Raw genomic sequence first — 21,311 nt, forward strand, 5'->3', positions numbered from 1 at the left:
ACATTTGGAATGCAATCTCCTGTGGGAGCGAGCCTGCTCGCGAAGACGGCGGCCCAGACACCACTTATGTTGGACCAGACACCATGCCCACCCTCACCACCTACCAAACCCGCATCATCCCCGACTGGGTCGACTACAACGGCCACTTGCGCGACGCCTTCTACCTGCTGATCTTCAGCTACGCCACCGACGCGCTGATGGATCGCCTGGGGATGGACAGCAACAACCGCGAAGCCAGCGGTCATTCGCTGTTCACCCTCGAACTGCACCTCAATTACCTGCACGAAGTGAAGCTCGACGCCGACGTCGAAGTGCACACCCAGATCATCGCTCACGACCAAAAACGCCTGCACCTCTACCACAGCCTCCACTTGGTAGGCGGTGACAAGGAACTGGCCGGCAACGAACAAATGCTGCTGCACGTCGATCTCGCCGGGCCGCGCTCCGCACCGTTCAGCGCAGAAACCTTGAGCAAACTGCAAGCCATCGTCGCCGAGCAAACCGATCTGCCAACCCCTGACTACATTGGCCGAGTGATCGCGTTGCCGCCACCGCGATAAACGCAGGTAAAAAAGCCCCGATCAAGCCGTCACAGGATCGGGGCAGAGGGTACTGTTGAGGAGCTGTTGCGCGAGGGTGACCAAACCTTCGTGAAGCCAGCTGAATCCAGTGTGCCTACTCCCTGCCCCGGCGAGTTAGCCGAAAACGACCTGTTCATAGGTATTGCGGCCATTGCGACAAATCGTCCTTGCCGACACCCCGTGCCCCTACCAGAATCGAGCCACGACACCGTTCCCTGAAGAAGGATTGCGTCATGATGTACGCCGATTTGATTGACCAGGAAGACCTGCTGGGCCAACTGAAGTCGTTAGGATTTCAAGTGCCGAGCGGCGCAACAGCGGAGCAGGCATGCGAGTGTGCAGTGCGAGGTTTGAACGATGAGCGGGCGATGACGCTGCGCACCATGGTCAAGCAAATGTACACCAGCAGCGCGACCATCCTGCCGGCCGTGCGCCAGGCGATCGACAAGCAATTGCTGCCGGCGTTGGCGCAGTACCAACAGACCCGCGCCTGAGCCTTCGGAGCTTTGCTAAAGTGGTGGCCTTATCGACCACCACAAGCGAGCACCGATGTTTCGTATCCAACCCTGCCAAACCGCCGAACAAGCGGGCTGGCTGCCTTTGCGCCAGGCACTCTGGCCGCATACTTCGGAGCAGGAGCATCGGGGCGAAATCGACGCACAGATGCGCGAGCCGCAACGCTATATCAACTTCATCGCTTATGACGCTCAGGAGCAGCCGATCGGCTTGGCCGAGGCGTCATTACGCCGCGATTACGTGAATGGTACGGATAGTTCGCCGGTGGTGTTTCTCGAAGGTCTTTACGTGGCGCCGCAACAACGCCGTCAAGGCGTTGCCGCCCGGCTGATTGAACAAGTAGCACAATGGGGACGGGACCAGGGCTGCGTGGAAATGGCCTCTGACACCGACGTCGATAACCTGCCGAGTCAGGGCACCCACAAGGCGCTCGGCTTCGAGGAAACCGAGCGTGTGGTGTTCTTCAAGCGTTCGCTCTGACTACAGACGCACGCTGGCGAAGGTCGACTCATTACGCGCCTGACTCAACGCCGACAACGGCCCGGACAACGGCGACAGCACCAGCGCTTGCGGCAACGGCATCATCGCCACCTGTTGCGTGGTGTTCGACCCTACGCGCTCGTCACGCGGCGGAATGCCGAAGTATTCGCGGTAGCACTTGGAGAAGTGCGGCGTGGAAACAAACCCGCACACCGACGCCACTTCGATGATCGACATCGGCGTTTGCTTGAGCAACTGCCGGGCACGGATCAAGCGCAGTTTCAGGTAGTAGCGCGACGGCGAGCAGTGCAGGTATTTCTGGAACAGCCGCTCCAGCTGACGGCGAGAAACGGCGACGTACACCGCCAGTTCGTCGAGGTCGATCGGCTCTTCCAGGTTGGCTTCCATCAGCGCAACGATTTCCTGCAACTTCGGCTGGTTGGTGCCGAGCATGTGCTTGAGCGGCACGCGTTGGTGATCCTGCTCGTTGCGGATGCGCTCGTAGACGAACATCTCCGAGATCGCAGCCGACAACTCACGACCGTGATCACGGCTGATCAGGTGCAGCATCATGTCCAGCGGCGCGGTGCCACCGGAGCTGGTGAAGCGGTTACGGTCGAGGGTGAACAACCGGGTGCTCATGGCCACGCGCGGGAAAGCTTCCTGCATCGAGGCCAGGCATTCCCAGTGCACGCTGCAATCGAAGCCGTCCAGCAGACCGGCGCAGGCCAAGGCCCAACTGCCGGTGCAGACCGCGCCGAGGCGACGGGACTGACGGGCCTGGCTTTGCAGCCACGACACGTGTTCGCGGGTCACGGTGCGCTGAATGCCGATACCGCCACAGACGATGATGGTGTCCAGGGCCGGCGCTTTGTGCATGGAGCAATCGGGGGTGATCTGCAGACCGTCACTGGCCCAGACCTGGCCGCCGTCGACGGTGAGTGTGGTCCAGCGATACAGCTCGCGGCCGGACAATTGGTTGGCCATGCGCAGGGGTTCTACTGCGGAGGCCAGAGAAATCAGCGTGAAATTGTCCAGCAGCAAAAAGCCGATGGATTGAGGCGCACGGTTCTGGGGTTGAGCCCCGGAGTTGAACGTCGTCATCGCGGTATCTCCTCACACAAAGCGGGTGATGGCCTCAGGCGGAGGCTCTTGTTATTGCCATCGTTCTCGCGTGGGAGACGGGCTTTGTAATGACAGAGCAATTGCCATGCCTAAAGTTGAATGGTCATTCAATAACTCCTGAAAACGACGTCGCGGCGTGTCTATATAAGCCGTGCGCAGAATGGGGGTTATAAGTGCCATCAACGCGAGCAAATGCGCTGCGCCGCAGGCTGTGAGCAAATCGGTAGCACTTGTGGGAACAGGGGCTGCGACGTGCTGGAGAAGAGTGTCACCGCAAGCACAGGTGACAGGCGGTAATGGCCAACATGGATCCCGGATCCGGGGAAAGTGGCTTGTCTGATTACGACGCGCTAAAAGGTGGCGCGTTTTGGAGCGGGTGTTCACTTAGCGCGCAGTTTTGACTGGTCTTCTCTGGCAACAGGGATTTCTGTGGCGAGGGAGCTTGCTCCCGCTGGGGCGCGAAGCGGCCCTGAAACCTGCAACCCAGTTCTTTCAGATGAACCGCGCTGGCTGGCTTTGCGGCTGCTGCGCAGTCGAGCGGGAGCAAGCTCCCTCGCCACAGAAAATCATTTCACCAGTGAACCAAGTGGCCTCAACACTCCACCGCACTAACCGCCAACCCACCGCGCGATGTCTCTTTATATTTGTCATGCATGTCGGCACCAGTATCGCGCATGGTGCGGATCACCCGATCCAGCGAGATAAAGTGCTGACCATCACCACGCAACGCCATCTGCGCCGCGTTGATCGCTTTCACTGCGGCAATCGCATTGCGCTCGATGCATGGCACTTGCACCAGACCGCCGACCGGGTCGCAGGTCAGGCCAAGGTTGTGTTCCAGACCGATTTCCGCCGCGTTGCACAACTGCTCAGGCGTAGCGCCAAGAATCTCCGCCAACCCGGCCGCCGCCATGGCGCACGCCGAGCCGACTTCACCCTGGCACCCGACTTCGGCCCCAGAGATCGATGCGTTCTTTTTGCAGAGAATCCCCACCGCGGCGGCACTGAGGAAATAGTCGACGACGTTGGCCTCGGTCACCACCTCGCTGAACTTCATAAAGTAGTGCAACACCGCCGGAATGATCCCCGCCGCGCCATTGGTCGGCGCCGTGACCATACGCCCGCCGGCCGCGTTCTCTTCGTTGACCGCCAGGGCGAACAGGTTGACCCATTCCATCGCGCTCAACGTCGAGCCGATCACGTTAGGCTTACCCAGCTCTTGCAGGCTGCGATGCAACTTGGCCGCCCGCCGACGCACATTCAATCCGCCGGGCAAGATGCCTTCGTGCTTGAGGCCCTGATCGACGCAATCCTGCATGGCGCGCCAGAGTTTCATCAGGCCGCTGCGGATTTCCTCTTCGCTGCGCCAGACCTTCTCGTTGGCCATCATCAACTCGGCCACGCGCAGATTGTGCTTCTGGCAGAGCTCAAGCAGCTCTACTGCACTGGAAAAGTCGTAGGGCAACACGGTGCGATCCAGGTCCACCACACCGCTGGAGGCTTGCGCCTCATCGACGACAAAACCGCCGCCAATCGAATAGTAGGTGTCACGGTGCAGTTCACCGTGATCGCCTTCTACAATTAAAGTCATGGCATTCGGGTGAAACGGCAGGTTCTCGTCGATCAGGCGCATGTCCCGAGCCCAAATGAATGGCACTGACAAGCGTCCGTCGAGCAACAAGGTGTGGGTTTCGCGCAGGCTCTCGATGCGGATACCGATTTGCGACGGGTCGATCGCGTCCGGCCACTCGCCCATCAGGCCCATGATCACGGCGTTATCGCTGCCGTGACCGATGCCGGTGGCCGACAACGAACCGTAAAGCTGAACTTCGACGCGTCTTACTTGTTCCAAAAGACCCTGCTCACGCAAACCTTGCACGAACAACGCCGCTGCCCGCATAGGCCCGACGGTGTGCGAACTGGAAGGGCCAATGCCGATTTTGAACAGGTCGAAAACGCTGATAGCCATTACTGCCGAACTCCTGGATGTGCCAACTCCGGACGCAAAAGCGCCCAGTGACGGAGCTGCTACGCTCAAGCTGCAATCCGCCGAGATGGCCGCATCATCAGGCTTTTGTCATGTCGTTCGACGTCTCACACCGACGCACTCATGTCCACCAACGCCGCGTGTCTTTTACGTAGCGCTTTCGCCGTTTTTTTGCGGTTCAGAGGGGCAAACAGGGCTTAAAAAAGCTGTAAACGACGTCACTGACACTGGATGCGACCATCCCTGTACTGGTTACGACGCACCCTGTAGGCGTCAGATTTTCACTGGTACATGATCGTATCGACTCGATTGCAAGGCGCCGTGGTAGAGCTGTCTCCAAAACGCCATCCAACCGCAACCCATAAGTGCGGTGGTCCAATCGGAACACTGCCAAAAAAAACACAAAGGAGTCCACCCATGAAAGGTTCCCCGTCGTTGTTGTTGGCCGCCATGCTGAGTCTGCCGTTACTGGCTCAAGCCGCAGAACCCGCTCAATGCAGCACCGTAAACTTCTCTGATGTCGGCTGGACCGACATCACCGCCACCACCGCAACCACCAGCGTTGTACTCGACGCCCTGGGTTACAAAACCAAGACCACCATGATTTCCGTGCCCGTGACCTACAAGTCCCTGGCCGACGGCAAGAACATGGACGTGTTCCTCGGTAACTGGATGCCGACCATGGAAAACGACATCAAGGCCTACCGCGATGCCGGTAGCGTTGACGTCGTTCGCACCAACCTCGTCGGCGCCAAGTACACCCTCGCCGTGCCGCAGGCGCTGTACGACAAAGGGCTGCATGACTTCGCCGACATCGCCAAATTCAAGAAAGAACTCGACGGCAAGATCTACGGCATCGAACCGGGTAACGACGGTAACCGCCTGATCCAGACCATGATCGACAAGAACGCCTTCGGCCTCAAAGACGCTGGCTTCAAAGTCGTCGAGTCCAGCGAAGCGGGGATGCTGTCGCAGGTCGACCGCGCCCAGAAACGCGATACCGCCGTGGTCTTCCTCGGCTGGGCACCGCACCCGATGAACAAGCGCTTCAAGATTCAATACCTGACCGGTGGCGATGACTTCTTTGGCCCGGACTTCGGTGCGGCCACGGTGGCCACTAACACCCGCAAGGGCTACGTCCAGGAATGCAGCAACGTCGGCACTCTGCTGAAGAACCTGGAATTTACCGTGGACATGGAAAGCTCGCTGATGGGCAACATCCTGGACGACAAGATGAAGCCTGACGCAGCTGCCAAGGCCTGGCTGAAAAAGAATCCAAAGGTGCTTGATACCTGGCTCGCTGGCGTGACCACCATTGACGGTAAACCAGGCCTGGAGGCCGTGAAAGCCAAGCTCGCGCAGTAATCGCTTACGCCGGGCGAGTTCGCTCGCCCGGGCTGTTTATTTCCTTGCATGCGGACGTTCACTACCATGCTGATTGATCAGAAAATCCCCTTAGGCCAGTACATCGCGAGCTTCGTTGAATGGTTGACGCAACACGGCGCCAGCACATTCGACGCGATCGCCGTGACACTGGAAACGATGATCCACGGCGTGACGTTCGCGTTGACCTGGTTCAACCCGTTTGCATTGATCGGCCTCATCGCACTACTGGCCCACTTCATTCAACGAAAGTGGGGACTGACCGTTTTCGTCATCCTCTCCTTTCTGCTGATCCTCAATCTGGGGTACTGGCAGGAAACCATGGAAACCCTGGCCCAGGTGCTGTTTGCCACCTTCGTCTGCGTGATCATCGGCGTGCCGTTGGGCATCGTCGCCGCGCACAAACCGATGTTCTACACACTGATGCGTCCGGTGCTCGATCTGATGCAGACCGTGCCGACCTTCGTGTACCTCATTCCGACCCTGACCCTCTTCGGGCTGGGCGTGGTCCCGGGTCTGATCTCGACGGTAGTGTTCGCGATTGCCGCGCCTATCCGCCTGACCTACCTGGGTATCCGTGATGTTCCCGCAGAACTGATGGACGCCGGCAAAGCCTTTGGCTGCTCGCGCCGTCAACTGCTCTCTCGTATCGAACTGCCCCACGCGATGCCAAGCATTGCGGCCGGTATCACCCAGTGCATCATGCTGTCGTTGTCGATGGTGGTGATCGCGGCACTGGTGGGCGCCGATGGCCTGGGCAAACCCGTGGTCAACGCACTGAACACCGCCGATATCGCCCTGGGCTTCGAAGCCGGGTTGGCAATCGTACTGCTGGCGATCATGCTCGACCGTATCTGCAAACAACCCGACGCTAAAGTAGGGGGTGACGCATGAGCATTATTCGCTTCGAAGACGTCGACGTCGTCTTCTCCAAAGACCCGCGCGAGGCGCTCAAGCTCCTCGATCAGGGCATGACCCGCGACCAGATCCTGAAAAAAACCGGCCAGATCGTCGGTGTTGAAAAAGCCAGCCTGGACATCGAAAAAGGCGAAATCTGCGTGCTGATGGGCCTGTCCGGCTCCGGCAAATCCAGCCTGCTGCGTTGCATCAACGGTCTCAACACCGTTAGCCGTGGCAAGTTGTTCGTCGAGCACGAAGGCAAGCAGATCGATATCGCTTCCTGTACCCCGGCAGAACTGAAAATGATGCGCACCAAGCGCATCGCGATGGTGTTCCAGAAGTTCGCCCTGATGCCTTGGCTGACGGTGCGCGAGAACATCAGTTTCGGTCTGGAAATGCAGGGTCGTCCTGAGAAAGAACGGCGTAAATTGGTGGACGACAAGCTTGAGCTGGTGGGCCTGACCCAGTGGCGCAACAAGAAGCCCGACGAGCTCTCCGGCGGTATGCAGCAACGTGTCGGCCTGGCCCGTGCACTGGCGATGGACGCCGATATTCTGCTCATGGACGAACCGTTCTCGGCCCTCGACCCGCTGATCCGCCAAGGCCTGCAAGACGAATTGCTGGAACTGCAAAGCAAGCTCAACAAGACCATCGTTTTCGTCAGCCACGACCTTGATGAAGCGCTGAAACTCGGCAGCCGTATCGCCATCATGAAAGACGGCCGCATCGTGCAGTACAGCGTGCCGGAAGAAATCGTGCTGAACCCTGCGGACGATTACGTGCGGACCTTCGTGGCCCACACCAACCCGTTGAACGTGCTGTGCGGTCGCAGCCTGATGCGCACCCTCGACAACTGCAAACGCATCAACGGTTCGGTGTGCCTCGATCCGGGCGGCGATTCGTGGCTGGACCTGGCCGAAGGCAACACCATCAAGGGCGCACGCCAGAACGGTGCCAGCCTGGACCTGCAGAACTGGGCGCCGGGGCAAGCGGTTGAAGCCTTGGGTCGTCGGCCAACGCTGGTGGACTCCAACATCGGCATGCGTGATGCGCTGCAGATTCGTTACCAGACCGGCAACAAACTGGTGCTGCACGACAACAACAAAGTGGTGGGGATTCTGGGCGACAGCGAGCTGTACCACGCGCTGCTCGGCAAGAACCTGGGCTAAGGCAACAGACACAAAAACGCCGCGAGAGGATCGCGGCGTTTTTGTTAGTACAGATATTTGGCTGTAAACACGGACCACTGTGGCGAGGGGGCTTGCCCCCGTTGGGTCGCGCAGCGGCCCCATAGCCAGATAATACGGTCGTTCAGATACACCGCATTATCCGGATTTACGACTGCTTCGCAGCCGAACGGGGTGATGCGGCGTTCCGACAAGCCCCCTCGCCACAATAGAGCCGCGGTGCATTCCCTGCACCGCAGACCTCAAGTCTCAGCTATAGACACGGCCAAGGAGCTGCCGATGGCTTTCAAACTGATCGAGCACGTCACGGGTGATCTGATCCTGAGCGAAGCCCATCAAGTCGTAGTCCTGGCTGCCGTTGTGCAGGTACACCTCGGCGCGGTAGTAACGTGCACGCGGTTCATCGGCACTATGCGCCGGCACCGTCTCGCTCGCTGCTGCCAAGTAACCGTCCAGGCTGACTTCGTAGACAAAAGGGTTGCCCTCTTCCATCTCGATCCGCAGGCCCATGCAACGCTTGGACTTGCCCAGCAACGTTTGCACGTCCAGGCCCTGAGCACGCAATTGCACCGCGGCATCTTCCAGCGCCGGGCTGACTTGCTTGTCCATGAAACGCTGAACGATCGACTGGTTCGGTTGCAGGTCCAGCTGAGTCAAACGCTCACTGAAACCACGACGACCGCGCGCGGCCAACTCCGCTTGCTCCTGCTCGATCTGCACGTCCTGGCGCATCGCCTTGTGCAAGCCGAACATAAAGAACACCAGCACCACCGAGAACGGCAGACCGGCCAGCACCACCATGGTTTGCATGGCTTCGAAGTTACCGGCGAACAACAGGCCGATGGTCACCAGGGTAATCACCGCCGACCAGAAGATCCGCAGCCAGTGCGGGGCATCTTCATCAACGTTGCCGCCCTTGCAGGAAAGGTTGGCCATCATCACCGCGCCGGAATCCGCCGGGGTCAGGAACAACACGAAACCAACAAAAATCGACACGCCGATGACGATTTTCGAGGCCGGGTAATGCTCAAGCAATTGGTAGATCGCCATGGACGGCTGTTCGAGTGCCGTCTTCCCGAGCTCCACCGCCCCATGGTTCATCACCAGGTCCAAGGCCGAGTTACCGAAGATCGACAACCACGCCAGGGTGAAACCCAGCGGGATCAGCAGCACACCAGCAACCAGTTCACGCACCGTGCGACCACGGGAAATACGCGCGATAAACATGCCGACAAATGGGGCCCAGGAAATCCACCAGGCCCAGTAGAACAGGGTCCACAGGCCCATCCAGCGTTCGGTCTTGTCGGCGCTGCCTTCGTACACATAGAGATCGAAGGTTTTCAGCACGATACCGTTCAGGTAGTCACCGATGTTCTGCACGAAGCCGTTGAGCAGGTGCAGCGTGGGGCCGAACAGCAGCACGAAAATCAGCAGACCGCTGAACAGCACGATGTTCAGGTTGGACAGACGACGGATGCCGTTTTCCACACCGGACACGGCAGCAATGGTCGCCACGGTGCTCATCACGATGATCACGATCAACAGGTTGGTGTTGCTGTGTTCCATGCCGAACAGATTTTCAAGGCCCGACGACACTTGCAGCGAACCAATCCCCAGGTTCGTCACCAGCCCCAGCAGGGTTACGAACATGCCGAAGCCGTCCACCGCATGACCAGCCGCGCCTTTGACCCAACGCTCGCCCACCAGCGGATACAGCGCCGAACGCAACGCCAGCGGCTGGTTATGACGGTAAGCAAAGTAAGCAACGGCCAGACCGACCAATGCGTAGATCGCCCAGCCGTGCAGGCCCCAGTGCAGGAATGTCAGTTGCACTGCCTGACGGGCAGCCATGTTGCTGGCGGCCACGCCTTCCGGCGGGTTGAAGTAGTGGTCCAGCGGCTCGGACGCACCGAAGTACAGCAGCGAGATGCCGATACCCGAGGAGAACAGCATCCCCGCCCAGGCGCCGTAGCTGAAGTCCGGGGTGTCGTCCTTGCTGCCCAGTTTGAGTTTGCCGTAAGACGAAAACGCCAGGCCGACCACAAACACCAGGTAAGCGGCGATCACCACCATGTAGTACCAGCCGAAGCTGCGGGACAACCAGGCTTGGGCGATGCCGAGCAATCTGCCGGCCTCTTGCGGGGCAATGATCAGAATGGCGGTCAACAACAGGATCAACGCGGTAGAGGTGTAGAACACCCAACCGTTGACCGTCACCTTCTCGGGTGGGGTCTTTATAAGAGAGGCAGAACTCATGGCACAGATGCTCCGGGCAGTGCGGGAGAAGAACACAAGGCAACGCGTTACCCGACCAATCGGTTAGTTGGCAGCCGACCGGCGGGTGATATAAAGACAGCCCGAAAAAAGCCCGAACCTGCCGAAATGGCGCTGCGAATCGCTTTCGTGGCCGAAGGTGTGCGGACGTTCATCCGAAACCTGGCCCTGAGCGTCTTGCCCTTTCAACACGTCCATCGAATCGCGAACCGCGCCATGCCCCATACAGGTTTCGAGCGTTTTCAGATGTCGTTTTTCCGCCAGCTACACGTAGGAAAAACCTGTAGGCAGCGACGAATTGTCGCAGATCTTATTCTTTGTTGATTGAACGTTCAATCAAAACAAAATAGACTGGCCTTCAATCCGATAGACGTTTTTCGTCCGTCGGAAGGCCTAAGGAGATGTGCAAGATGCCCAAGGTCGGTATGCAACCCATCCGCCGTCAGCAATTGATCGAAGCCACATTACAGGCTGTCGATCAGGTCGGAATGGGGGACGCCAGCATTGCGCTGATCGCCCGTTTGGCCGGTGTCTCGAATGGCATCATCAGTCACTATTTTCAGGACAAGAATGGCCTGATCGCCGCCACGATGCGGTATCTGATGAGCGTCCTCAGCGAGAGCGTCACCGCGCGCCGCCAGGCGCTGGCAGATGACAGCCCACGGGCCCATCTGCAGGTGATTATCGAAGGCAACTTCGACGCCAGCCAGGTCAATGGCCCGGCAATGAAAACCTGGTTGGCCTTTTGGGCCACCAGCATGCACCAGCCGTCATTGCACAGGTTGCAGCGGATCAACGATCACCGTCTGTATTCCAACCTGTGCTGCCAGTTCCGCCGTGTATTGCCGCTTGATCAAGCGCGCAGTGCCGCCCGTGGCCTGGCAGCCCTCATTGATGGCTTGTGGTTGCGCGGCGCGCTGTCGGGAGACGCTTTCGACACCGAGCAGGCGCAACAGATCGCTTACGAATACATGGATTTCCAATTGGCCAAGCAGGTGAGTTAGAGCACACATAAACGCTCAACCCCTGAACTGCTGCTGATCGGTGTTGCCACAACCTAATGGCATCACCCCAGTGGCCTACGCCAACCACTTATGCACTTGCGAGGACACTATGGCCCGTTTCGAACTGCAAAAACTCTACATCGATGGCGGTTACTCCGACGCCAGCAGCGACGCCACCTTCGAAGCCATTAACCCGGCTAACGGTGAAGTCCTCGCAACCGTACAGCGTGCGACGAAAGAAGACGTCGAACGCGCTGTGGTCAGCGCTGAAAAGGGCCAGAAAATCTGGGCTGCCATGACCGCCATGGAGCGTTCGCGCATCCTGCGTCGTGCCGTTGATATCCTGCGCGAGCGCAACGATGAACTGGCCGCGCTGGAAACGTTGGACACCGGCAAGTCGTTCTCCGAAACCAAGTACGTCGACATCGTTACCGGCGCTGATGTGCTGGAGTACTACGCAGGTCTGGTTCCGGCCATCGAAGGCGAGCAGATCCCGCTGCGCACCACTTCGTTCGTCTACACCCGTCGCGAGCCACTGGGCGTCGTGGCCGGTATCGGCGCGTGGAACTATCCGATCCAGATTGCTCTGTGGAAATCGGCTCCAGCCCTGGCGGCCGGTAACGCGATGATCTTCAAGCCAAGCGAAGTCACCTCGCTGACCACCCTGAAACTGGCCGAGATCTACACCGAAGCCGGCGTTCCGGCTGGCGTGTTCAACGTCCTGACCGGCAGCGGCCGTGAAGTCGGCACCTGGTTGACCGAACACCCACGCATCGAAAAAATCTCCTTCACCGGCGGCACCGATACCGGCAAGAAGGTTATGGCCAGCGCTTCGGCCTCGTCACTCAAAGACGTGACCATGGAACTGGGCGGCAAATCCCCGCTGATCATTTTCGACGACGCCGACCTCGATCGCGCCGCCGACACCGCGATGATGGCCAACTTCTACAGCTCCGGCCAGGTCTGCACCAACGGCACTCGCGTGTTCGTACCGACTCACCTGAAAGCTGCTTTCGAAGCCAAGATCGCCGAGCGCGTTGCGCGCATCCGCATCGGCAACCCGGAAGACGAAAACACCAACTTCGGCCCGCTGGTCAGCTTCGCCCACATGGAAAGCGTGTTGGGCTACATCGCCAAAGGTAAGGAAGAAGGCGCTCGCGTGCTGTGCGGCGGCACCCGCCTGACAGACGGCGACTTTGCCAAAGGTGCATTCGTGGCACCGACCGTGTTCACCGACTGCACCGACGAGATGACCATCGTGCGCGAAGAAATCTTCGGCCCGGTCATGGCCATCCTGACCTACGACACCGAAGAAGAAGTGATCCGTCGTGCCAACGACACCGACTTCGGCCTGGCGGCCGGCATCGTCACCAAAGACCTGAACCGCGCTCACCGCGTGATTCATCAACTGGAAGCCGGTATCTGCTGGATCAACGCCTGGGGCGAGTCCGACGCCAAGATGCCGGTCGGCGGCTACAAGCAATCGGGTGTTGGCCGTGAGAACGGCATCAGCTCGCTGAACAACTTCACACGCATCAAATCGGTACAGGTCGAACTGGGCGATTACGCCTCGGTTTTCTGATCCACGCGAAGTCTGGAGTGAACGCCATTGTGGCGAGGGGGTTTACCCCCGTTGGGCTGCGAAGCGGCCCCATCCCAGACACCGCATGTCTTCAGATAGAAAGCGGTCGCTGATTTTGCGACTGCTGCGCAGCCGAGCGGGAGCAAGCTCCCTCGCCACAAGTTAAGTGGCAGCTCGGCCACCCGCGACCTGACCACTTTCAAAGAGGGTGCATTTAATGTCCCAAGAATACGATTACATCATCATCGGTGCCGGCTCGGCCGGTAACACCCTGGCGACCCGTTTGACTGAAGACGAAGGCGTCACCGTCCTGCTGCTCGAAGCGGGCGGCCCGGACTACCGTTTCGACTTCCGCACGCAAATGCCGGCCGCTTTGGCGTTCCCGCTGCAAGGCCGTCGCTACAACTGGGCCTATGAAACCGATCCAGAGCCACACATGGATGGTCGCCGGATGGAATGCGGTCGCGGCAAAGGCCTCGGCGGTTCCTCGCTGATCAACGGCATGTGCTACATCCGCGGCAACGCGATGGACTACGACAACTGGTCGAAACTGCCAGGCCTGGAAGACTGGGACTACCTGAACTGCCTGCCGTATTTCCGCAAGGCTGAAACCCGCGACATCGGCCCGAACGACTACCACGGTGGCGAAGGTCCGGTCAGCGTGACCACGCCAAAGGCCGGCAACAACCCGCTGTTCCACGCGATGGTTGAAGCAGGCGTGCAAGCCGGTTACCCGCGCACCGAAGACCTGAACGGTTACCAGCAGGAAGGCTTCGGCCCGATGGACCGTACCGTGACGCCGAACGGCCGTCGCGCCAGCACCGCTCGCGGTTACCTGGACACAGCCAAGAAGCGTTCGACCCTGACCATCGTTACCCACGCCCTGACCGACAAGATTCTGTTTGAAGGCAAGCGTGCAGTCGGCGTGCGTTACTTGATCGGCGCCGCTGAAGAGCGCGTTGAAGCCAAGGCCCGCAAAGAAGTGCTGCTGTGCTCCGGCGCCATCGCTTCGCCGCAGATTCTGCAACGCTCCGGCGTCGGCCCGGCCGAACTGCTGAACAAGCTCGACATCCCGGTGGTCCACGATCTGCCAGGCGTCGGCGAAAACCTGCAGGATCACCTTGAGCTGTACCTGCAATACGCTTGCACCCAACCGGTCTCGCTGTACCCGTCGCTGCTCTGGTACAACCAGCCAGCCATAGGTGCCGAGTGGCTGTTCAACGGTACCGGTATCGGCGCCAGCAACCAGTTCGAAGCCGGCGGTTTCATCCGTACCCGCGAAGAATTCGATTGGCCGAACATCCAGTACCACTTCCTGCCGGTCGCGATTAACTACAACGGCAGCAACGGTGTGAAAGAGCACGGCTTCCAGGCACACATGGGTTCCATGCGTTCGCCGAGTCGCGGTCGTATCCAGGCCAAGTCCAAGGATCCGCGCGAGTACCCAAGCATCCTGTTCAACTACATGGCCACCGAGCAAGACTGGCAGGAGTTCCGCGATGGCATCCGCCTGACCCGTGAAATCATGCAGCAGCCTGCACTGGACGCCTACCGTGGCCGCGAAATCAGCCCGGGCATCGACGTGCAAACCGATGAGCAGCTCGACCAGTTCATCCGCGAACACGCCGAGACCGCGTTCCACCCGTCCTGCTCCTGCAAAATGGGCACCGACGAAATGGCTGTGGTTGACGCTGAAGGTCGCGTACACGGCATGCAGAGCCTGCGGGTGGTCGATGCCTCGATCATGCCGATCATCACTACCGGCAACCTGAACGCACCAACGATCATGATCGCCGAGAAAATCGCCGACAAGATCCGTGGTCGTCAGCCGTTGCCGCGTAGCAAGGCTGCTTACTTCGTGGCCGGTGATGCACCGGTGCGTGGCAAGCCGCTGCGGGATGTGAGCCCTACTGCCCAGTAAGACCGTTACACCGCGGCGCAGCCTTCGCGAGCAAGCCCGCTCCCACATTGGATCTCCAGTGAACACAGCATTTGTGAACACAGATGATCCAATGTGGGAGCGGGCTTGCTCGCGAAGGGGCCCGACCAGACAGCACATCTTCTCCTGACCCACCTCGGGTAAACCTTTCCTACACCGTTTCAAGCTTGATCCTACCCCCCACGCAGGCCTAATCTAGCGCCACGCAAACGTTTCACTCCCCCTCGCCACACCGATACGCCGCTTCTCCCTACCAAGGAGGTTCTCGAATGTTCGATTTCCACCCCCAGCTCAAGCAGCGTTTTGCTGCGTTGCGCACGGGCGCTGAATTCTTTTCGCTGCGTTATGTACGCGAGTCCGGCCAATACCTCTCGGTGCGCAAGAACGTCGCCGAGCCGCCGAGCCTGAGCCGTGACGAAGGCGCGATGCTGACCGTTCGAGTCAACGGCGTCGAAGCCTACGCCGCGACCAACGACCTCTCGCAACAAGGCCTGCAAGCTGCGCTGGAGAAGGCCGAGCAACAAGCCCGTCGACTCAAGCCCCACGCCTTGCTCGACCTGAGCACCCAAGTGCTCTCCAGCGACCGCGCCGACTACTTTTCGCCGAACTTCGACCAGCCCTTCCCGTCCCTGAGCGACTGCTACCAGCTACTCGGCGCCGAATCCGCTGCCGTGCCGAAGGACGAGCGACTGGTGAACTGGCAGGTCAGCATCGGCATCACCAACGTCGAGCAAATCTACCTCAGCAGCGCCGGCGCCGAATTGCGCCAGGCCCAGCGTTTCGTCTACCCGAGCCTGGAAGTCACCGCCTACGACGGCAGCGATAGCCAGACTCGCACCTTGGGCCGCGAGAACTTCGGTCAACAGGGCGGTTTTGATGTGGTCAGCCGCTGCGGCCTGGTCGGCGCCGGCCCGAAAATCGCCGATCAAGCGCTGCAATTGCTGTTGGCGCCGAACACGCCACAAGGCCCGCGCGACCTGCTGTTGATGCCGGACCAGATGATGCTGCAGATCCACGAATCCATCGGCCACCCGCTGGAACTGGACCGTATCCTCGGCGACGAGCGCAATTACGCCGGCACCAGTTTCGTCAAGGCAGAAGACTTCGGCAGCCTGCAATACGGCTCCAAACTGCTCAACGTAACCTTCGACCCGGACATTCCCGAGCAGCTTGCCAGCTACGGTCATGACGATGACGGCAGCGCTGCGAGCAAGCAATTTCTGATCAAAGAAGGCCTGCTGCTGCGTCCATTGGGCGGCGCGCTGTCGCAATTCCGTGCCGACATGGACGGTGTCGCCAACAGTCGCGCCTGCAGCTGGAACCGTGCGCCGATCGATCGCATGGCCAACCTGAATATCGAGCCCGGCGATCAACCGTTGGAGAAGCTGATCGGCAATATCGAAAACGGCATTTTGATGAGCACCAACCGTTCCTGGTCCATCGACGATGCGCGCAACAAGTTCCAGTTCGGTTGCGAGTGGGGTCAGTTGATCGAGAACGGCGAGCTTAAAGGCGTGGTCAAGAACCCGAATTACCGGGCGATTTCCGCACACTTCTGGAAGAACCTCAGCGCCGTCGGCGACGCCAACACCGTCAAAGTCCTGGGCACGCCGAACTGCGGCAAGGGCGAGCCAAACCAGGTGATCCGCGTCGGCCATGCGTCGCCGGCCTGCGTGTTCAGCAATGTTGATGTGTTTGGGGGAGATGCCTGATGACGACTTCAAAAAATCAGGCCGATGCATTCAAGGCCTTGGTCCACTGGTTGCGTGACGCGATTCGCGAGCCAGAGCTATTCACTCTCAGCTACGCCGCCGAGTCCTCGGCCTTCGTGCGCTTCAACCATGCCAAGGTCCGTCAGGCCGGGCAGGTGCAGCAGGCGAGTGTCGGTTTCAAACTGATCAACGAAGGTCGCCACGCCGACCTGAACATTACGCTCTCCGGTGATGCTGAAACCGATGTTCAGCGTCTGGCAGAAGGTCTGCAACAGCTGCGCGAAACCCTGCCGCTGCTGCCGCCGGACCCGTATCTGATGCTCAACCACAACGGCTGGCAGAGCAAAAACGTGCAGGACCATCCGCTGCCGGACACCGAGCAGGTCGTGGCTGAAATCACCCAGGCTGCCGAAGGGCTGGATCTGGTGGGTTTCTATGCCGCCGGGCCGATCAGTCGCGGTTTCGCCAGTTCTTCGGGCGCGTTCGGCTGGCATCAGGCCAACAGCTTCAACTTCGATTTCAGCCTGTTCCATGAAAACGGCCAGGCAGTGAAGGCCAGTTACGCCGGGCACGACTGGAACAGCGAAGGCTTTGCCAAGCGCTTCCAGCAGGCGCGCGAGCAATTGGCGTTTCTCGGTCGGCCGCTGCGCACCTTGGCACCGGGTCAGTACCGAGCTTACCTGGCGCCAGCGGCTGTGGAAGAAATCATGGGCATGCTCGGCTGGGGCGGTTTCTCGGCGCAGTCGATTGCCAGTAAAGGCAGTCCGTTGCAGAAGCTCTACGCCGGCGACCAATCGTTCAGCACGCTGGTCTCGCTGGATGAAAAGGTTAGCGGCTCCCTGAGTCCGGCGTTTTCCGGCGAAGGTTATCCGCGTAGCGATCTGGGCTTGATCGTCGAAGGCAAGGCCGGCGCGCAAATGGTCAGCTCACGCAGTGCGGCTGAGTATGGCCTGACGGCCAACGGTGCCGGTGGTGGTGAAATGCCGAGCGCGTTAAACATGGCGGCTGGCACGTTGCCTGAAGCCGAGATTCTCAAGCAACTGGGCACAGGGTTGTACATCAGCAACCTCTGGTACCTGAACTACTCGGATCAACCGGCGGCGCGGCTGACCGGCATGACCCGGTTTGCGACCTTCTGGGTCGAGAACGGCGAGATTCAGGCCCCGGTCAGCACCATGCGTTTTGATGACAGCGCCTACAGCCTGCTCGGTTCGCAGCTGGAAGCGTTGACCCAAGAGCGCGAGTTGCTGCTGTCGGCGAGTACTTACAGTCAGCGGGCGACAGCCTCGGCGGTATTGCCGGGTGCGCTCGTCAGCCGACTCACTTTAACGCTGTAAAACAAAGATCCCCGGCACACCGGGAATCAACTGTTGGAATAGAAACTGTGGCGAGGGGATTTATCCCCGCTGGGTCGCGCAGCGGCCCCAAAAAACGGGACTGCTGCGCACTCCAGCGGGGATAAATCCCCTCGCCACGGGGTTTCATTTTTGGACAAGAATTCGGATTAGCCACCCTCCAGAGGTCCCATGCCCAACCGCCCGCCCCTCGACCCTGTCACCGCCCGCTGGTTGCCGTGGGTCGTGGCCATTGCCTTCTTCATGCAGTCCCTTGACGGGACGATCCTCAACACGGCCCTGCCGGCCATGGCCCTGGACCTCGCGGAAAACCCGCTGCGCATGCAAGGCGTGATCATTGCCTACATGCTCACCGTTGCCTTGCTGATCCCCGCCTCGGGCTGGATCGCCGACCGCTTCGGCACCAAGAAAATCTTCTTCGGCGCGATCCTGTTGTTCAGCCTCGGCTCACTGCTCTGCGCCCTGTCGCCCAACCTGACGATGCTGATCGGTTCGCGGGTCATTCAAGGCCTGGGCGGCGCCTTGATGCTGCCGGTGGGCAGGCTGGTGGTGCTGCGGGCTTACCCGCGCTCGGAGCTCGTGCGGATCATGGGCTTCATCACCATTCCCGGACTGCTCGGCCCATTGATGGGGCCAACCACCGGCGGCTGGATGGTGCAATACCTGTCGTGGCACTGGATCTTTTTGGTCAACCTGCCCGTGGGGCTGATCGGCTGCTACGCGGTGTGGAAATTCATCCCGGACCTGCGCGGCACCGAGCGCACCCGTTTCGACGGCGTCGGCTTCCTGCTGTTCGGTGCCTCGATGGTGCTGATCACCATCGCCATGGAAGGCCTCGGTGAACTGCACCTGCCGCACTTGCGAGTGATGTTGTTGCTGGTGGCCGGCATGGCGTGTCTCGCGGCGTACTGGCTGCGCGCCGGGCGCATCGACAATCCGTTGTTCTCGCCATCACTGTTCAAGACCCGGACCTTCGCTGTCGGCATCCTCGGTAACCTGTTCGCCCGACTCGGCGGTGGTGCATTGCCGTTTCTGGTGCCGTTGCTGCTGCAAGTGGCACTGGGCTATTCACCGTCACAGGCCGGGATGAGCATGCTGCCGCTGTCAGCAGCGGCAATGCTGGCCAAGTGGGTAGCGCGGCCGATCATCGAACGTCTGGGTTACCGCATTGTGCTCACCGGCAACACGCTGTTTCTGGGGATTATGCTGGCCGCCATGGGCCTGGTCAGCGAACAGACACCGTACTGGTTGCTGCTGGCGATGCTGTCCATTCTCGGCGCGATCAACTCCCTGCAGTTCACCGCGATGAACACCGTCACCCTGATCGACCTCGACGATGCCAGCGCCAGCAGCGGCAACAGTTTGCTGTCGGTGGTCGCGCAGTTGTCCCTGGGCCTTGGCGTGGCTTGCGCGGGTGCGCTGCTGGGCGGCTTCACGGCAGAGGTCGGAAATGATGGTGTGGACACCGTACTGGGCGCGTTCCAATTGACCTTTGTGACCGTCGGCATCATGGCGATGCTGGCCGCGACGATCTTCTCGCAACTCTCAAAGGAAGACGGACGGCGTGCCAAACGTCCGGAAGAACACATCGAACCTTAATTTGCCATGGTGGCTTTTGTGGCGAGGGGATTTATCCCCGTTGGGTTGCGCAGCAGCCCCAAAAGGTTGAATGCGATGGGTCTGATGTACCGAGGTGGCGGGTATAGGGGTGCTGCGCACCCCAACGGGGATAAATCCCCTCGCCACAGATAAATCCCCTCGCCACAGGTTTATTTGTAGTCAGGAAAGCCTAGGCTCAAATTCACTCGCTGTTCGTCCAGAACTTTCGAGGAAAGTGGCACGGGACTGATACACTGCGCGACATTTTGTTTTGCAGGCCAGTCCCGTGACCACCATCGCCACCGCTTTTAATACTTTGCCGCTGTCCGCCGCCATGCTGGCTAACCTCGACTCCCTCGGTTATGCCCAGATGACGCCGATCCAGGCGCAAAGCTTGCCGGTGATCCTCAAGGGGATGGACCTGATCGCGCAAGCCAAGACCGGCAGCGGCAAGACCGCTGCCTTCGGTATCGGTCTGCTGAACCCGATCAATCCGCGCTTCTTCGGTTGCCAGGCGCTGGTCATCTGCCCGACTCGCGAGTTGGCTGACCAGGTTGCCAAGGAGCTCCGTCGTCTGGCCCGCGCCGAAGACAACATCAAGATCCTGACATTGTGCGGCGGCGTGTCCTTCGGCCCGCAGATCGGCTCGCTGGAGCACGGCGCGCACATCATCGTCGGCACCCCGGGCCGCATCCAGCAGCACTTGCGCAAAGGTTCGCTGGTGCTGCACGGCCTGAACACCCTGATCCTCGACGAAGCCGACCGCATGCTCGACATGGGTTTCTACGACTCCATCGAAGAAATCATTGCCCAGACCCCGGAGCGTCGCCAGACCCTGTTGTTCTCGGCCACCTACCCGTCGGGCATCAAGCAATTGGCCGCGAAGTTCATGCGCAACCCGCAGATCGTCAAAGCCGAAGCGTTCCACGACGACACGCAGATCGAACAGCGTTTCTACGAAATATCCCCGGACGAGCGCATGAGCGCCGTGACCAAAGTGCTCGGTCACTTCCGCCCGGCGTCTTGCGTGGCGTTCTGCTACACCAAGCAGCAGGTTCAGGAAACCGTTGATCACCTGACCTCCAAAGGCATTTCCGCCGTCGGCCTGCATGGCGATCTGGAACAGCGTGACCGCGACCAGGTGTTGGCGATGTTCTCCAACCGCAGTACTTCGGTACTGGTTGCCACCGACGTAGCCGCCCGTGGTCTGGACATCGATGCGCTGGACATGGTGATCAACGTCGAACTGGCCCGTGACTCGGAAATCCACATCCACCGTGTTGGCCGTACTGGCCGCGCCGGTGAGAAAGGCATTGCGATCAGCCTGGTGGCGCCGTCCGAAGCCATCCGCGCGCAAGCCATCGAGAAGCTGCAACAGTCGCCGTTGAACTGGGATCAGATCGACAACCTCACCTCCCAGGGTGGCGGTCCGCTGCTGCCGGTGATGAGCACGTTGTGCATCGGCGCTGGCCGTAAAGACAAGGTTCGCCCGGGTGACATTCTCGGCGCACTGACGGGCGACGCGGGTATTCCGGGCGCTCAGGTGGGCAAGATTGCGATCTTCGACTTCCAGGCGTATGTGGCTGTGGAACGCGGGATCGCCAAGCAAGCCTTGCAGCGTTTGAACGACGGCAAGATCAAGGGCCGTTCGTTGCGCGTGCGTATCTTGTAAGGGATCGTCTGGCTG

Annotated in this window: 16 protein-coding genes; 13 read left to right on the forward strand and 3 right to left on the reverse strand. The window is 60.0% G+C overall.

The genetic code is table 11. The features are described from left to right. The first annotated feature begins 83 nt into the window (after window positions 1-83). The 3 genes from JFT87_RS02375 (at window position 84) to aac(6') (ending at window position 1,577) form a co-directional block, all read left to right on the forward strand. Window positions 84-560, forward strand: coding sequence for a thioesterase family protein (locus tag JFT87_RS02375; protein ID WP_201198402.1), 477 nt, complete (start codon window positions 84-86; stop codon window positions 558-560). A gap of 254 nt (window positions 561-814) precedes the next feature. Further along, window positions 815-1,075, forward strand: coding sequence for a hypothetical protein (locus JFT87_RS02380; RefSeq protein ID WP_201198404.1), 261 nt, complete (start codon window positions 815-817; stop codon window positions 1,073-1,075). A 55-nt stretch (window positions 1,076-1,130) separates the two neighbouring features. Next, window positions 1,131-1,577, forward strand: coding sequence for an aminoglycoside 6'-N-acetyltransferase (aac(6'), locus tag JFT87_RS02385; protein WP_201198406.1), 447 nt, complete (start codon window positions 1,131-1,133; stop codon window positions 1,575-1,577). On the opposite strand, the gene gbdR is transcribed toward aac(6'), so the two are convergent. After that, window positions 1,578-2,681 carry a choline metabolism transcriptional regulator GbdR gene (gene gbdR / locus JFT87_RS02390; RefSeq protein WP_201198415.1) on the reverse strand — a complete coding sequence of 368 codons (1,104 nt, stop codon included), beginning with the start codon at window positions 2,679-2,681 and terminating at the stop codon, window positions 1,578-1,580. A gap of 613 nt (window positions 2,682-3,294) precedes the next feature. Then, entirely contained in the window at window positions 3,295-4,671 is a 1,377-nt protein-coding gene (locus JFT87_RS02395) for an L-serine ammonia-lyase (protein WP_201198417.1), read from the reverse strand. Window positions 4,672-5,106: 435 nt separating this feature from the next. Here JFT87_RS02395 and JFT87_RS02400 point away from each other — a divergent pair, with 435 nt between their 5' ends. From JFT87_RS02400 to choV, 3 genes are all read left to right on the forward strand, one after another. Beyond that, entirely contained in the window at window positions 5,107-6,054 is a 948-nt protein-coding gene (locus JFT87_RS02400; protein WP_201198419.1) for a choline ABC transporter substrate-binding protein, read from the forward strand. A gap of 66 nt (window positions 6,055-6,120) precedes the next feature. Next, window positions 6,121-6,966 carry a choline ABC transporter permease subunit gene (gene choW, locus JFT87_RS02405; RefSeq protein ID WP_201198421.1) on the forward strand — a complete coding sequence of 282 codons (846 nt, stop codon included), beginning with the start codon at window positions 6,121-6,123 and terminating at the stop codon, window positions 6,964-6,966. Next, window positions 6,963-8,141 (forward strand): choline ABC transporter ATP-binding protein, encoded by a 1,179-nt coding sequence (choV, locus tag JFT87_RS02410; RefSeq protein WP_201198423.1) that lies wholly within the window; start codon window positions 6,963-6,965, stop codon window positions 8,139-8,141. The genes choW and choV overlap by 4 nt, the downstream gene beginning before the upstream one ends. 267 nt (window positions 8,142-8,408) lie before the next feature. Here choV and JFT87_RS02415 read toward each other — a convergent pair whose 3' ends face one another. After that, the gene (locus JFT87_RS02415; protein WP_322270815.1) at window positions 8,409-10,358 is read right to left on the reverse strand and encodes a BCCT family transporter; all 1,950 of its coding nucleotides are present in this window, start codon (window positions 10,356-10,358) and stop codon (window positions 8,409-8,411) included. 485 nt (window positions 10,359-10,843) lie between these two features. On the opposite strand from JFT87_RS02415, the gene betI reads away from it, so the two are divergent. The 7 genes from betI (at window position 10,844) to dbpA (ending at window position 21,296) form a co-directional block, all read left to right on the forward strand. Further along, entirely contained in the window at window positions 10,844-11,437 is a 594-nt protein-coding gene (betI, locus tag JFT87_RS02420; protein WP_201198427.1) for a transcriptional regulator BetI, read from the forward strand. A gap of 109 nt (window positions 11,438-11,546) precedes the next feature. After that, the gene (betB, locus tag JFT87_RS02425) at window positions 11,547-13,019 is read left to right on the forward strand and encodes a betaine-aldehyde dehydrogenase (protein WP_201198429.1); all 1,473 of its coding nucleotides are present in this window, start codon (window positions 11,547-11,549) and stop codon (window positions 13,017-13,019) included. Between the two features lie 217 nt (window positions 13,020-13,236). Further along, window positions 13,237-14,940: a choline dehydrogenase gene (gene betA, locus JFT87_RS02430; protein ID WP_201198446.1), complete on the forward strand. Its 1,704-nt coding sequence runs from the start codon at window positions 13,237-13,239 to the stop codon at window positions 14,938-14,940. A 287-nt stretch (window positions 14,941-15,227) separates the two neighbouring features. Continuing rightward, window positions 15,228-16,670 carry a TldD/PmbA family protein gene (locus tag JFT87_RS02435; protein WP_201198448.1) on the forward strand — a complete coding sequence of 481 codons (1,443 nt, stop codon included), beginning with the start codon at window positions 15,228-15,230 and terminating at the stop codon, window positions 16,668-16,670. Next, window positions 16,670-18,007: a TldD/PmbA family protein gene (locus tag JFT87_RS02440; RefSeq protein ID WP_201198450.1), complete on the forward strand. Its 1,338-nt coding sequence runs from the start codon at window positions 16,670-16,672 to the stop codon at window positions 18,005-18,007. Before JFT87_RS02435 ends, JFT87_RS02440 begins: the two co-directional genes overlap by 1 nt. A gap of 189 nt (window positions 18,008-18,196) precedes the next feature. Continuing rightward, window positions 18,197-19,624 carry a multidrug transporter subunit MdtD gene (gene mdtD / locus JFT87_RS02445; RefSeq protein ID WP_201198451.1) on the forward strand — a complete coding sequence of 476 codons (1,428 nt, stop codon included), beginning with the start codon at window positions 18,197-18,199 and terminating at the stop codon, window positions 19,622-19,624. Window positions 19,625-19,910: 286 nt separating this feature from the next. Then, on the forward strand, window positions 19,911-21,296 hold the full coding sequence (gene dbpA / locus JFT87_RS02450) for an ATP-dependent RNA helicase DbpA (protein WP_201198453.1): 1,386 nt from the start codon (window positions 19,911-19,913) through the stop codon (window positions 21,294-21,296). Window positions 21,297-21,311 lie beyond the last annotated feature (15 nt).

The organism is Pseudomonas sp. TH15 (genome assembly GCF_016651105.1).
Classification (GTDB): domain Bacteria; phylum Pseudomonadota; class Gammaproteobacteria; order Pseudomonadales; family Pseudomonadaceae; genus Aquipseudomonas.

Excerpts from the sequence above, each read along its gene's own strand:
- JFT87_RS02375 (WP_201198402.1), top strand. The coding sequence starts at position 84 with ATGCCCACCCTCACCACCTACCAAACCCGCATCATCCCCGACTGGGTC.
- JFT87_RS02380 (WP_201198404.1), top strand. The coding sequence starts at position 815 with ATGATGTACGCCGATTTGATTGACCAGGAAGACCTGCTGGGCCAACTG.
- gbdR (WP_201198415.1), bottom strand. The coding sequence starts at position 2,681 with ATGACGACGTTCAACTCCGGGGCTCAACCCCAGAACCGTGCGCCTCAA.
- JFT87_RS02395 (WP_201198417.1), bottom strand. The coding sequence starts at position 4,671 with ATGGCTATCAGCGTTTTCGACCTGTTCAAAATCGGCATTGGCCCTTCC.
- JFT87_RS02400 (WP_201198419.1), top strand. The coding sequence starts at position 5,107 with ATGAAAGGTTCCCCGTCGTTGTTGTTGGCCGCCATGCTGAGTCTGCCG.
- choW (WP_201198421.1), top strand. The coding sequence starts at position 6,121 with ATGCTGATTGATCAGAAAATCCCCTTAGGCCAGTACATCGCGAGCTTC.
- choV (WP_201198423.1), top strand. The coding sequence starts at position 6,963 with ATGAGCATTATTCGCTTCGAAGACGTCGACGTCGTCTTCTCCAAAGAC.
- betI (WP_201198427.1), top strand. The coding sequence starts at position 10,844 with ATGCCCAAGGTCGGTATGCAACCCATCCGCCGTCAGCAATTGATCGAA.
- betB (WP_201198429.1), top strand. The coding sequence starts at position 11,547 with ATGGCCCGTTTCGAACTGCAAAAACTCTACATCGATGGCGGTTACTCC.
- betA (WP_201198446.1), top strand. The coding sequence starts at position 13,237 with ATGTCCCAAGAATACGATTACATCATCATCGGTGCCGGCTCGGCCGGT.
- JFT87_RS02435 (WP_201198448.1), top strand. The coding sequence starts at position 15,228 with ATGTTCGATTTCCACCCCCAGCTCAAGCAGCGTTTTGCTGCGTTGCGC.
- JFT87_RS02440 (WP_201198450.1), top strand. The coding sequence starts at position 16,670 with ATGACGACTTCAAAAAATCAGGCCGATGCATTCAAGGCCTTGGTCCAC.
- mdtD (WP_201198451.1), top strand. The coding sequence starts at position 18,197 with ATGCCCAACCGCCCGCCCCTCGACCCTGTCACCGCCCGCTGGTTGCCG.